The organism is Terrabacter ginsenosidimutans (assembly GCF_039539425.1).
In the GTDB taxonomy this organism is placed as follows: Bacteria; Actinomycetota; Actinomycetes; order Actinomycetales; family Dermatophilaceae; genus Terrabacter; species Terrabacter ginsenosidimutans.
Window position 1 is genome coordinate 1 of sequence record NZ_BAABDC010000001.1, and the last position, 12,677, is coordinate 12,677.

At 71.3% G+C, this 12,677-nt stretch carries 8 protein-coding genes; 1 reads left to right on the plus strand and 7 read right to left on the minus strand.

All coding sequences use genetic code 11. The features are described 5' to 3' along the window. Positions 1–150: 150 nt before the first annotated feature. The 4 genes from ABD831_RS00005 to ABD831_RS00020 form a co-directional block, all read right to left on the minus strand. Positions 151–1,092 (minus strand): aldo/keto reductase, encoded by a 942-nt coding sequence (locus ABD831_RS00005; RefSeq protein ID WP_142178432.1) that lies wholly within the window; start codon positions 1,090–1,092, stop codon positions 151–153. Between the two features lie 100 nt (positions 1,093–1,192). After that, the gene (locus ABD831_RS00010; RefSeq protein WP_344939803.1) at positions 1,193–1,585 is read right to left on the minus strand and encodes a hypothetical protein; all 393 of its coding nucleotides are present in this window, start codon (positions 1,583–1,585) and stop codon (positions 1,193–1,195) included. A gap of 91 nt (positions 1,586–1,676) precedes the next feature. Continuing rightward, positions 1,677–7,481, minus strand: coding sequence for a pullulanase-type alpha-1,6-glucosidase (pulA, locus tag ABD831_RS00015; RefSeq protein ID WP_344939806.1), 5,805 nt, complete (start codon positions 7,479–7,481; stop codon positions 1,677–1,679). Positions 7,482–7,625: 144 nt separating this feature from the next. After that, positions 7,626–8,714: a MerR family transcriptional regulator gene (locus ABD831_RS00020; RefSeq protein WP_344939809.1), complete on the minus strand. Its 1,089-nt coding sequence runs from the start codon at positions 8,712–8,714 to the stop codon at positions 7,626–7,628. Between the two features lie 195 nt (positions 8,715–8,909). Between ABD831_RS00020 and ABD831_RS00025 the strand changes: the two genes are divergently transcribed. Beyond that, positions 8,910–9,191, plus strand: coding sequence for a WhiB family transcriptional regulator (locus ABD831_RS00025; protein ID WP_142176994.1), 282 nt, complete (start codon positions 8,910–8,912; stop codon positions 9,189–9,191). A gap of 8 nt (positions 9,192–9,199) precedes the next feature. Here ABD831_RS00025 and ABD831_RS00030 read toward each other — a convergent pair whose 3' ends face one another. The 3 genes from ABD831_RS00030 to ABD831_RS00040 all read right to left on the minus strand — a co-directional run bounded on the left by ABD831_RS00030 (position 9,200) and on the right by ABD831_RS00040 (position 12,654). Then, complete coding sequence (locus ABD831_RS00030; RefSeq protein WP_142176993.1) at positions 9,200–9,730, minus strand: YbaK/EbsC family protein; 531 nt, start codon at positions 9,728–9,730, stop codon at positions 9,200–9,202. 118 nt (positions 9,731–9,848) lie between these two features. Then, positions 9,849–10,898: a nitronate monooxygenase gene (locus ABD831_RS00035; RefSeq protein WP_344939812.1), complete on the minus strand. Its 1,050-nt coding sequence runs from the start codon at positions 10,896–10,898 to the stop codon at positions 9,849–9,851. A gap of 73 nt (positions 10,899–10,971) precedes the next feature. Beyond that, positions 10,972–12,654 carry an ABC-F family ATP-binding cassette domain-containing protein gene (locus ABD831_RS00040; protein WP_344939814.1) on the minus strand — a complete coding sequence of 561 codons (1,683 nt, stop codon included), beginning with the start codon at positions 12,652–12,654 and terminating at the stop codon, positions 10,972–10,974. Positions 12,655–12,677 lie beyond the last annotated feature (23 nt).

The window sequence follows — 12,677 nt, forward strand, 5'->3', positions numbered from 1 at the left end:
CCCGACGAGGAAATCGCCCGCGTCGAGCAGCTGCTCAACACCCGCCCCCGAGCCACCCTCGGCTTCCAGACCCCCGCCTCTAAACTCAACGAACTACTCACCGTTGCGCCGACGCCCTGAAACCGCCCTCACTCGACTGGGAGCGAGCGCTCACTCGAGGGGCGTCGTGATCTCGTCGAGGGCGGCGAGGTCGGAGACGGTGGGCTGCCAGAGGCCGGCGCGCACGTTGTCGAGCACCTGCTCGGGCTTGGTGGCGCCGGCGATGACCGAGGCGACGGCCGGCTGGGCCGCGAGCCCGCCGATCGCGACGTCGAGGATCCGCACCCCACGCTCCGCGGCATACCCCTCCAGGCGCTCGATGGTGTCCCAGTCCGCCGAGTCGAGTCGGTCGCTCATCGAGGCGAGGCGGGTGCCCTGTGGCGCCTCCTCGCCGCGGCGGTACTTGCCGGTCAGCAGCCCGGAGGCCAGCGGGAAGAAGGGCAGCAGCCCCACCCCGACGTGCTCGCAGGCGGGGACGAGCTCGTCCTCGACGTCTCGCTCGAGCAGGGAGTACTCGTTCTGTGCCGAGACGAAGCGCTCGGTCCCGGCGCCGCGAGCGGTCCAGTCGGCGTCGACGACCTGCCAGCCGGTGAGGTTGCTGCTCCCGATGTAGCGCACCTTGCCCTCGCGCACGAGCTCGTCGAGCGCGGCGAGGGTCTCGCCGATCGGCGTGTGCGGGTCGGGACGGTGCAGCTGGTAGAGGTCGATCCAGTCCGTGCCCAGACGGCGAAGGCTCGCCTCCACCGCCGTGCGCACGTAGCGGCGCGATCCCCGCACCCCCCAGTCGGGCCCATTGGCACCCTGCATGTCCATGCCGAACTTCGTTGCCACCACGACGTGCTCACGCCGTGACCCGAGAGCGGCACCGAGCAGCTCCTCGCTCGCGCCGAGGCCGTAGATGTCTGCTGTGTCGAAGAGCGTCACGCCCGCGTCGATCGCCGCGTTGACGACCGCGGTCGTGCCCTCCTGGTCGAGCCGTCGCCCGAAGTTGTTGCAGCCCAGGCCGACCGTCGAGACGGTCAGGCCGCTGTCGCCGAGCTGTCGGTAGGTCATGTCGTCCGTCGCACGTGTGGTCACCGGACCAACGTATGCCGCGTGGCGGGCTCGCGACAGGTCGGGCAGCCTCCGTCCGTGGCCGTCAGCAACCGCGGTCTCAGGACGGCGGCGCCGTGGCGCGACGGGCCAGCGCGAAACCCGTCAGCGCGAGTGCGAGCGAGGCCGTGCCTCCGTCGTGCGCCGACGTCAGCGCGAGCCAGGCGCCGCCGACGGCGGCAAGCGCGTCGACCGGCACGCACGGTCCGCAGCCCAGGTGCAGGAGCCGGCCCTCACCGGGAAGCGGCGCGAACGTCGCGAGGGCGCCGGCGGCGGTGACGAGGGCCACGAGCACGAGAGCAGACCACAGCGGCGCGGAGGCGAACGCCCATCCCTGCGTCAACGTGCCGAGAAGCACGAGCGCGACCGACAGCACGACGAAGGCCCAGCACTGCCGCACCGGCCAGCGCTCCCCCACGGTCGCCCCCGGGAGCCGGGCTGCCTCCACCTTCATACCCCCAAGGGTATATCAGACGCCCTCGGCCCCCGGAGTTCCGAGCGCCGAGGGCGTCTGACTGGTCGTGCTCCCGTCGTGCTGCCTGTCGTCAGCTCGGCTGGACGAAGACCGCCACGGTGCGAGCGGGGACCGAGAAGGAGCCGCTGCCCGCGTCGTACGCAGCCTGCTTGACGACGCTGTCGGCGCCCTTCGCCTGGACGGGGCTCAGCGTGACCGAGCCGGTCAGACCCGGCACCTTCTGCGTCACGGCATCCGGCGTCGCGTTGAAGACGACGACCGCGCCGCGCAGCGCCGGATCCACGTCGGCGCCCTTGGTGTCATCGATGCGCATGACGATGACGCCCTGCTCGGCGTCCGCGGTGCCCGACACCGGGAACGACACCTTGGCATTGATGGCAGCCGCGTTGCCGAGACGGAAGAGCTTGGTGCTGAAGCGAAGTCGCAGCAGGTCCTGTGCCATCGCGTCAGCGCTGCGCACGTCGGCAGCCGTCGGCTTGAGCGCAGGGTTGGCGAGAAGCGGCTTCATGAACGGCCACTTCGCGGCGTTCTGCTCCTGGGGCGGCAGACCGTGTCCGAAGCCGTTGTCGGCGCCCGTCCAGTCGAGACGGTTGAACCAGTCACCGCTGTCGTAGGAGTCACGGTTCAGCGACTTGCTCCGGAGCAGGTCGGCGCCCGCGTGCCAGAACGACGGCGTCTGGGCGAGGGCGGTCGTCGCCAGCGACAGGGTGTTCATGCGCACCCGGTCCTGCATGGTCGTGGCCACCGGGAGCTTGTACGTCAGCGAGTCGAAGAGCGTCTCGTTGTCGTGCGCGTCGACGTAGCTGACGACCTCGTCCGGCTGGTCGGCATAGCCGGCCGGCGACCCGTTGTAGTCGACCTGCGTGCCATTGACGACGGTCCCGGACTTCTGGCTGCGGAACGTGAACGTCTTGAGGTTGCCGGCAAGGCCCAGCTGGACCAGGTCGGTGTCGCTCCTCAGCCGCGTCGTCGCGTCGGCGTTGACCGGCGCCCCGTTGGGGTCGGTGGCCTCGCCCGAACCGAAGCCCTGACGACGCGGGTCCTCGTCGAACGGGCCGCCGCCGCGCACGCCGTCACGCAGGCGGTCGGAGAAGGTGCCGATACCGGTGCCGCCGAGCTGGCCCTGCGTCGCCTGGACGAAGAGCTTGTTGTCCGCCACCTCGCCGAAGTTCCAGCCCTCGCCGTAGAGGTAGATGGACTTGCCGTCCACACCGTCCTTCTGGAGCGTCAGCGCATCGAGCGCCGACCGCACCGCGAGCATGTTGGCCCGGCTGTGGTGGCCCATGAGGTCGAAGCGGAAGCCGTCGACACGGTAGTTGCGCGCCCATGAGACCACGGAGTCGACCATGAGCTTCTCGCCCATCGCGTGCTCGGTGGCGACGTTCTGGCAGCACGTCGAGGTCTCGACCGCGCCGCTGGCGTTGAGCCGCTGGTAGTAGCCGGGCACCACCTTGTCGAGCACGGACTTGTCACCCTGACCCGACTGGGCCGTGTGGTTGAAGACCTGGTCGAGCACGACCCGCAGGCCGTCCTGGTGCAGGGCCCCCACCATGGTGCGGAACTCGGCCACCCGCGCCCCACCGTCGGCCGCCTTGGCGCTGGACGCGTAGGACCCGTCCGGCGCGCTGTAGTGGTAGGGGTCGTAGCCCCAGTTGAAGGCGTCCTTGGAGGCGACGGCGCCGACGCACTTCTGCTGCTCCTCGCTGTCGGGGGCGTAGGAGGCGAGGTCGCACTTCGGCGTCTCCTGCTTCGCCGGGTCCTCCTCGATCGAGGCGATGTCGAAGCTCGGCAGCAGGTGGACGGTGTTGAGGCCCGCCTTCGCGAGCGCCTTGAGGTGGGCGCGCCCGTCACCGTTCGCCGCGAAGGCGAGGTAGCTGCCGCGCTGGTCCGCCGGGACCTTGGCATCGGACATCGAGTAGTCGCGGATGTGCAGCTCGTAGATCGTCGAGTCGACGTCCTGCGCGAGTCTCGGCGACGGCGTGGTCCGCCAGGTCGAAGGCATGAACGCAGGGTCGCGCAGGTCGACGGCCACCGAACGGGTCGAGTTGAGCGTCAGGGCAACCGAGCTGGGGTCGGTGACGACGTTGGTCTCCACCTTCCCGGTCGTGGGCGCCCACACCCTGACCTCGTAGAGGTAGCGCGCGTTCCGGGCAGAGGCGCCGAGCGACGCGGTCCACGCCCCCGCCCCGTCACGGGTCATGACCGTCCGCTGGGCGGTGGCGACCGGCTGATCGGCGCTGCCGGCCGGCCACGTCAGGAGGGTGACCTGCTGGGCGGTGGGTGCCCAGAGGCTGAACCCGACCCGTCCCGAGCCGGCGAAGCTCACGCCGTAGGAGCGCGTGCGGGCCGACGCGGCATACAACGCGTCGAGCGCGATGGCCGTCTGGGCACCCGTGGCGTCGAGGAGCATTCCGTTGGAGTCGTACATCCCGACGGCGACCTGGCCCTTGAGGATCTCGGGCAGCAGGCGCGCCGTCTTCTTGTCCAGACGCAGTGCCACGGCGCCGGCGAGCTCCGGGTGGGCCGAGACCAGCGAGGCGGGCAGGCCGGCGGGGTCGCGGGTCAGGCTCGCGACGGAGCCCCCGGTGACCGCCTCGGCGTCGACCGCGAGGCCGCCGTCGGCGGACCAGTGCAGGCGCCAGCTCAGCGTCGCGGGGTCGGTGCCCGCGGGCAGGGCGGAGGCGGGCCAGGCGACGAGGTCGGGGCCGACGACGAAGGCCTTGGACTTCGTCAGGTCGGGGGCAGCCCCGGCCTTGGACGTCTTGACAGAGACCTCGTGGGTGGACGCCTTGTAGGTGATGGTCGTCAGCACGCCGTCGGACGGGACGGAGAACGCGACGTTGTTGGCGGGGTACGCCTCGTTCCAGCCCAGGCCGACAGCGACCTTGAACTCGTAGCTGCCAGCAGGGATCTGGTCCGTGGTGAAGGCGTACGTGCCGTCACCGTCGGGGTCCTGCAGCCAGGACCGCATGCAGTCCGGCGCCCAGTCACCGGGACAGCCGAGCTCGCTCTGGAAGCTGCCGGGCGCGGTGATGATCGGGCCCTGCGCGTCGCTCGTCACCCAGTGGGTGCGGTGGTCGTAGTAGAAGGTGACCGGCTTGCCGCCAGGAGCGGAATAGGGGATGTTCCCGGCTCCCTTGCCACCGCCGACGCCGTAGTTCTCGTCCCACGACTTGTTGATCGCGGCCTTGTACTCGTAGTCCCCCGCGGGGATCGAGGAGTAGGTGCCCTTCCAGATCTCGTCCTTGGGGTCGAGGGCGAGCTGCGCCTGCGCGCAGTCCGGCTGCCAGTCGCCGGGGCAGCCCATCTCGGAGTTGTGGCTGCCGGGGACGCTGACGTTGGCCGGCTGGGTGACCGGGCCGACCCCGCCGCCGGAGCCGCCGCCCCCGGCTGTCGTCGGCTCGCCGACGATGCCGTAGGTGGAGGTGGCGGACACGTGGCCGGAGAGGTCCTTGGCCACCATGCGGTACTCGACGAGGGTGCCCTTGGCGAGGCCGGACACGTCGTGGAAGACGCGGTACGGGGCGTTGTCGTCGGTGCCGATCGGGGTCCAGGCGGACGTGCCGACCGGACGCTGGAGGAAGGTCACCTCGGCGAAGCTGTTGCCGGGCACGGCCGCGCCGATCTCGGCGCGACCACCCACGACCCCACCTGCGCTGGGCGACGTGGGGAAGATCGCAGGAGCCGACTTCGGCTGCGCCATGGTCGAGTTCGCCCGGTAGACCGCCACCGACAGCGGCGGCACCGTGACGGTAACCCGACCGTCGGCAGCCGCCCGGAGGTCGGCTGTCGCGCCGAGGAGCGGCACGAGCTTGGAGCCGGCCGAGTAGGTCGCGAAGGTCGCGGTCTTCGCCGTCGTCGCGTTGTTGGCAACGACGACGTACTCACGCTTGGCCGCCTTGTCGATGCGGCTGATCGCGTAGATGCCGGCCGCGTCGGAGGCGTAGCGGTGCACCTGCGCGCCGTCGGCGAGAGCCGGGTTGGCCGAACGGAGCGCGGAGAGCGCCTTGATCTGGCGGTACAGCGGGGCAGACGTGTCGTAGTGCGCGGCGGCGCCCGCCGTCTTGTCGCTCCCGACGATGACGTCGTCCTGGTAGATGGGCGTCTGGGTGGCGAACATGTCCTGGCGGGCGCGCTTGTCGCCGAAGTCGCTCGTCGGTCCGGTGAAGCCCTGCTCGTCGCCGTAGTAGACGACCGGGTTGCCGCGGGTCAGGAACATCAGCGACGTGGCGAGCCGGTCGCGGGAGAGCAGGTCGTCGCCCTTCGCGCCGCCGGCGAGGAGCATCGCCCCGACCCGGCCCATGTCGTGGTTGCCGAGGAAGGTGGGCAGCTCGTAGGCGTTGGAGTCGGTGTCGGTGTAGTAGTCGTCACCGGCGAACAGGTCCCGGATGCCGGTCGTCGCCTTGCCCTGCGCGAAGCCGAGCGCCGCACCCTGGAAACCGAAGTCGAGCGTCGCGGGCAGGGCGCCCTTCGTCGTGAACTGACTGGTGTAGGCGGGGTTGCCGTCGTAGACCTCGCCGAACATGAAGAAGTCGTCCTTGCCCGTCGCCTTGGCGTGGTCGAGGATCGCCGGCGAGAAGGACTGCCAGAACGGCATGTCGACGTGCTTGACGGTGTCGATGCGGAAGCCGTCGACCCCGAAGTCCACCCAGGACTTGTAGATGTCCTCCATGCCCGTGACGACCTTGGGGTTCTCGGTGAAGAGGTCGTCGAGACCGGAGAAGTCGCCGTAGGTGGAGGACTCACCGGCATACGTCGAGTCGCCCCGGTTGTGGTAGAGCGTCGTGTCGTTGAGCCACGCCGGGACCTTGACGTCCTTGTCGGCGTCGGCGACCTTCGGCACGTAGGGGAACGAGGTGGCCGCGGACATCGCGGGGAAGCAGTCAGGCACTGTGGCGCCGCCCGTGCAGGCCGGCTTGCCGGCGACGGCGGCGTCGTCGAACACGTTGCCCTGAGCGTCCTTGTAGGGGCTCGTCGCCTTGTTGACGTAGGTGTACTTGCCGCCGTCGTAGGAGATGACGTCGGCGGTGTGGTTGGTGATGATGTCGAAGTAGACCTTCATCCCCTTGGCGTGCGCAGCCGAGATGAGCGTCCTCATGTCGCCGTTCGTGCCCAGGTGGGGGTCGATCTGCGTGAAGTCGGTGATCCAGTAGCCGTGGTAGCCCGCACTCGCGTCCGAACCACTGCCTTGCACGGCGCGGTTCTTGAACGACGGGGTGAGCCAGATCGCGGTCGTGCCGAGGCCCTTGATGTAGTCGAGCTTGCCGGTCAGACCCTTGAGGTCACCGCCGTGGTAGAAGCCCTCGTTGGTGGGGTCGAAGCCGGTGGAGAGCGGGCCGCCCGTGAGACCGCCCTTGTCGTTGGCCGTGTCGCCATTGGCGAAGCGGTCGGCCATGACGAAGTAGAAGCGCTCCTTCGTCGCGAGACTGCGCAGGGACGACGCCGCAAGCTTCGAGTCGGCCTGGGTCGCGGGGCCCGGAAGGTCGGTGGGTGCGACACCGACGGCGTGCGTCTTGTCGTCGTAGGTGAAGCGCAGCGTGGCCGGGCCGGCCAGCACGAGCGGCACGTTGCCGCTGCCCTGGCCGTAGCTCTCGTCCCACGAGTGGTTGATCGCGACCTTGAGCTCGTAGCTGCCGGCCGGCACCCGGAAGTCGGCGGCATACGTCGTCGTGCCGGGCTGGAGGGTGAGGTCCGTCTTCGTGCAGTCGGGCTGCCAGTCGGCGCTGCAGCCGAGCTCGTCCTGCAGGGACCCGACGAGGGTCGCGGTCCGCGGGGCGTCCGCCCGGGCTGTCGGCGTCCCTGTCAGCGGGACGGCGAGTCCGGCGATGACGAGGGCCGAGATGCTGGCGACGGACAGGGCCGGGCGACGGCGCATGCGCACTCCTTTGTGGGCTCGGTCGCTCACGCCCGTGTCTGGACGTTCGACCACCGGGGGAGAACCTAGCGTCCATTCCGGACACCACGCCAGACCTGAACTGCAAAATCTTGCATTCGTGTTCAGGAAGTTGCGAGATCTTGCTCAGCGCGTCAGACCGCCGGGGTCGGAGGCGAGGGCGCGCACTGCGCTCCCGAAGTCCTCGACCCGGGTCAGGACGACCGGTCCCCGGGGAGCGACGATCCCGTCGGCCCACCCGGGACCACCGATGACGACCTCGAGCGGCCAGTCGACGACCCCGAGATCGCGCCACAACGGCTCCGCGCTCGGCCGGGCCAGCGAGGCCCAGAGGAAGACGGCGCGAGGTCGCGACTCGCGCAGCGCCGAGACCAGGGCCTCGGCGGGCACTCGCGGACCGAGGAAGAGGCTGGCCACGCCGTGGCGGGCCAGCTCGGCCTCGAGCGCCAGGAGGGGGAGATGGTGCTGCTCGTCGTCGGCACCGGCCAGCACGACCGGCCGGCCGGCGACGCGGAGCCGGTTGGCCCGCACGACCGCACGCAGCTCGGACTGGAGCAGCTCGCTCGTCAGGTGCTCCGCCTGCACGCCCAGGCGGCCGTCGCGCCAGAGATCCCCGACCCGGCGCAGCGCGGGGGCGAAGACCTCGACCCAGGCACGGCCCACGTCACGGCGGCGCATGACCTGGCGGTAGAGGAGCGACATGGTGCGGGCGTCCAGAGCGCGCGCGGCGGCGACGATGGCCTCGACGAGATCGACGGCGTCGTCGTCGGGCACGGCAGAGCCGAGGCCGACCGGAGCCGCACCCTCGCCGCGCACGCCGGGCACGTCATGCACGCCGTGCACGTCGTGCACGTCGCGCAGTCCGTCGCCGATCGCCCCGCCCACCGCGGCGAGGCGGTCCGCGATCGCCCGGGCATCCATGCCGAGGACGGAGTCGGCCGCGCTCTGGGCGGGCACGCCCTGGGCGGTCAGCCGGGCCATCAGCTGGACCCGGCGCATGTCGAGCTCGGTGTAGCGGCGATGGTTGCCGGCCGTGCGCAGGCTCGGGCCGACGCCGTGGCGCCGGTCCCACGAACGGAGCGTGGGTGCGGCGATGCCGAGTCGTTCGGACACGACACCGACGGGCCAGCCCAGCTCGGGCACCCGCTCCCCCAACTCGGGGTCGTCGGGCTCCGGCGGGTCGGCCCGTCTCGGGGCGGCCGGGTGCGGGTTCATGGGGATCATCACCGTTCGGTTGTCGTCCGCCGGGCGGAGCAGCCCGAGATTCCCGTCATGGGCCGCTCCAGCACCGATCGGACGACCCGATCATAAACTTATGCAGACCTCTTGTGCAACGCATAAGTTCTGCGTAAGTTCTGCATCAGATCGCTCGACCGGACAGCTACGGACCGGACACCCACGGAGGAAGCCATGACGATCACCCGCCTTCCGCGCCCCACCTACTCCTCCTACGAGTGGCAGGAGCAGGGGCGCTGCCGGACCAAGGCTGTCGAGCAGTTCTTCGCCGACGACCAGGAGCTCGACCAGCGCGAGCGCCGCGCACAGACCGAGGCCGCGCGCATGGTCTGCGGCAGCTGCCCGGTGCGTGTGCAGTGCCTCGACCACGCGCTGCGGGTCCCGGAGACGTTCGGCATCTGGGGCGGCACGACCCCGACCGAGCGCGCCCAGATGCTCTGGGACGTCGCCGGCTGACCGAGCCGTCAGCGGACGGCGAGGGCGATGACCTCCGCCGTCGGCAGCGCGGCGAGCGCGGCCCCGTCGAGCAGCAGCTTGGCGCCACGCACCCCCGCACCGACCACGACGGGTCCGGCTGCGGCGACGGCCTCGTCCACGAGCACCGGCCACTCCCCCGGAAGGCCGACCGGCGTGATGCCGCCCTGCTGCATCCCGGTGAGCTCCTGGGCCTTCGCCTGGTCGGCGAACGAGATCTTGCGCGCACCGAGGTGCTTGCGCACGACACGGTTGATGTCCGCCCGGTCGGTCGCGAGCACCATGACCGCGGCGAGGGTCGTCTCCTCGCCGCGCCGGGCCTCGACGACGACGCAGTTGGCCGATGCCTCTGGCGCCACGTCGTAGGCCTCGCAGAAGGCGGCCGTGTCGGCGAGTGTCGCGTCGATGGCTGCCACCCGCACCCCGGGCACGTGCTCGAGCGCCGCCGCCACGGGCGGCGCGAGCAGGTCGGGGCGGTCGCTCGCCGCCACCCACGTCAGGTTTCCTTCGGCACTGGGCATGCCGAGAGCGTATGCCGCCGGCCTCGCCCCGCGCCCACGGGTGCGTGGCGGCCGGGCCCACCTCACGGCATTCCGGGCTTGGCCGCCCGGCGGGTCAGCGGGTCAGCGGGTCAGCGGGTCAGCGGGCGAAGTCGGCGACAACGGTCGCCGCCGGCACGGCACGTGCCGACCGCCATCCGGTCCCGGCCCACAGCGCGAGCAGGTCGGGGCGCTCGGACCGTGCCGACGCCCGCCGCAGCGGAACCGTCAGGTGGTGGACCTCGGGGTAGGCGGCCGGCGCCGCGGCGTCGCGTCGCCGGAGGAAGTCGGTCTCGAGGCCGCGGGCCAGGCGCCCTGAGTAGGCCCGCGTCACCGCCGTGCGCTCGTAGGCGGGGTCGGCGAGCGCCCGACGGTAGGCCAGCCCCGTCCCTGCCTCGGGAGTCAGCAGCAGTGCGGTCCCGACCTGGACGGCGTCGGCACCGGCCGCCCGCACCTGCGCTGCGCGCTCCGCGGTCGAGATGCCACCTGCGGCGACGATCGGCAGCTCCGTGCGTGACCGCACGGCCGCGACGAGGTCGACGAGGTCGGCGCCCGAAGGCTCCTTGACCGGGTCGAGGGTGCCGCGGTGCCCGCCACCGTCAGGGCCCTGGACACAGAGGCCGTCGACGCCGGCGCTCAGCGCTGCGGCAGCCTCGTCGGCATCGGTGACGGTTGCCACGGTCTCGATTCCCGCGCGCCGGAGCTCACCGAGCACGGCTCGACTCGGCAACCCGAACGTGAAGGACACCAAGGGAACTCGTTCACGCACGACGAGGTCGAGCTTGCGCTCCCAGTCGTCGTCGTCGCCCGGGCGCGCCTCTCCCGGTTGCACGCCCAGCGGCTCCGCGTCCTCCATCAGGACCGCACGGTACGCCGCGACCGCGTCCGAGCGGTCGGCGCCGGTCAGCTCACCCGGCGACACGGCATACGCGTTCGCCTGCGCGGGCACGAAGAGGTTGACCCCGAACGGGCGCGGGGAGGCGTCCCACACCTCGGCGATCGCTGCCGCGAGCTGGGGCGCCGTGAGGTAGCCGCCGGCGAGCAGACCGAGCCCCCCGGCCTCACCCACCGCGGCGACGAGCTCCGGTGTCGTGGGGCCTCCGGCCATGGGGGCGCCGACGACACCCGCGTCGAGCGATCTCAGCAGCATGCCCCGACGCTACTCCGCCCGCTCCATCGGGCACAGGGTGCGCGCAAGCGGTGCACGACGAGTGCGCGATCCGTCAGCGCGGCCGGACGACCCGCCCCTCGTCCCACACCGGCTCGGTCGACTCGTAGACGCGACCGTCGGCGCCGAACACGAGGAAGCGGTCGAAGCCACGGGCGAACCACCGGTCGTGGGTCACGGCGACGACGGTCCCCTCGAAGTGGTCGAGTCCCTCCTCGAGCGCCTCGGCCGACTGCAGGTCGAGGTTGTCGGTCGGTTCGTCGAGCAGCAGCATCGTCGCGCCCGACAGCTCGAGCAGCAGGATCTGGAAGCGCGCCTGCTGCCCGCCCGACAGCGACTCGAACTTCTGCTCCCCCGACCGGGCCAGCTCGTAGCGGTCGAGGGCGCGGGCGGCCTGCTCGCGCGGCCGGCCCTCCCGGTGCTCGTCACCACGGTGCAGGATCTCCAGCAGCGTGCGGCCCATGAGGGACGGGTGCTCGTGCGTCTGCGCGAACCATCCCGGGCGCACGCGCGACCCGAGCCGCACGACACCGGAGTGCTCCACCGGGACCGGGCGCACGTCGCCGACCGGCTGGTGCTCGCGCTCGGGGTCCGTGCCGCCGCAGGCGAGCAGCCGCAGGAAGTGCGACTTGCCGGACCCGTTGCTGCCGAGGATCGCGACGCGCTCGCCGTACCAGACCTCGACGTCGAACGGTTTCATCAGGCCGGTCAGCTCGAGCCCGGTCGCGACGATGGCTCGTTTGGCCGTGCGTCCGCCGGCGAGGCGCATCTTCACCGACTGCGTCATCGGCGTCTCCTCGGGCGGCCCGGCCTGCTCGAACTTCGCGAGGCGGGTCTGCGCCGCCTGGTAGCGCGAGGCCATGCCGTCGTTGAACTTGGCCTTGACCTTGAGCGTCTGCACGAGCGTCTTGAGCTTGAGGTGCTCCTCGTCCCAGCGGCGGCGCAGCTCCTCGAGACGGTCGTTGCGGTCGGTGCGCGCCTGGGCGTACGTCGCGAAACGGCCCGGGTGCACCCAGAGCGTGGCGCCGGCCGCGCCCGGCTCGAGGGTCGCGACGCGCGTGGCGACCCGGTCGAGCAGCTCGCGGTCGTGGCTGATGAACAGCACCGTCTTGGGCGAGGCGACGAGAGCGTCCTCGAGCCAGCGCTTCGTCGGCACGTCGAGGTAGTTGTCCGGCTCGTCGAGCAGCAGCACCTCCTCGGGACCGCGCAGCAGCGCCTCGAGCACGAGCCGCTTCTGCTCACCGCCCGACAGTGTCGTGACCGTGCGCCACTGGGCCTGGTCGTAGGGGACGCCGAGCGCGGCGACCGTGCACTGGTCCCACAGCGTCTCCTGCTCGTAGCCGCCGGCCTCGCCCCACTCGACGAGGGCGTGCGCATAGGCCATCTGGTCGTCCTCGGAGTCGCGCTCCATCATGAGCAGCTCGGTGCGGTCGACCTCCTCGGCGGCCGTGCGGATCCGGTCGGGCGCCACCGACACGAGCAGGTCGCGCACCGTCGTGTCGTCGCGCACCTTGCCGATGAACTGGCGCATGACGCCGAGTCCTCCCGACCGGGTCACGGCGCCCTCGTGCGGCGCGAGGTCTCCGGCGATGATCCGGGTCAGCGTCGTCTTGCCGGTGCCGTTGGGGCCGATGAGGGCGACCTTGGCCCCCTCCCCCACCCTGACCGAGACGTCGTTGAGGAGCGGCCTGCCGTCGGGGAGGCTGAAGGAGACGGAGTTGACATCGACATGGCCCACGAGGGTCAAGCCTGTCGTATGCC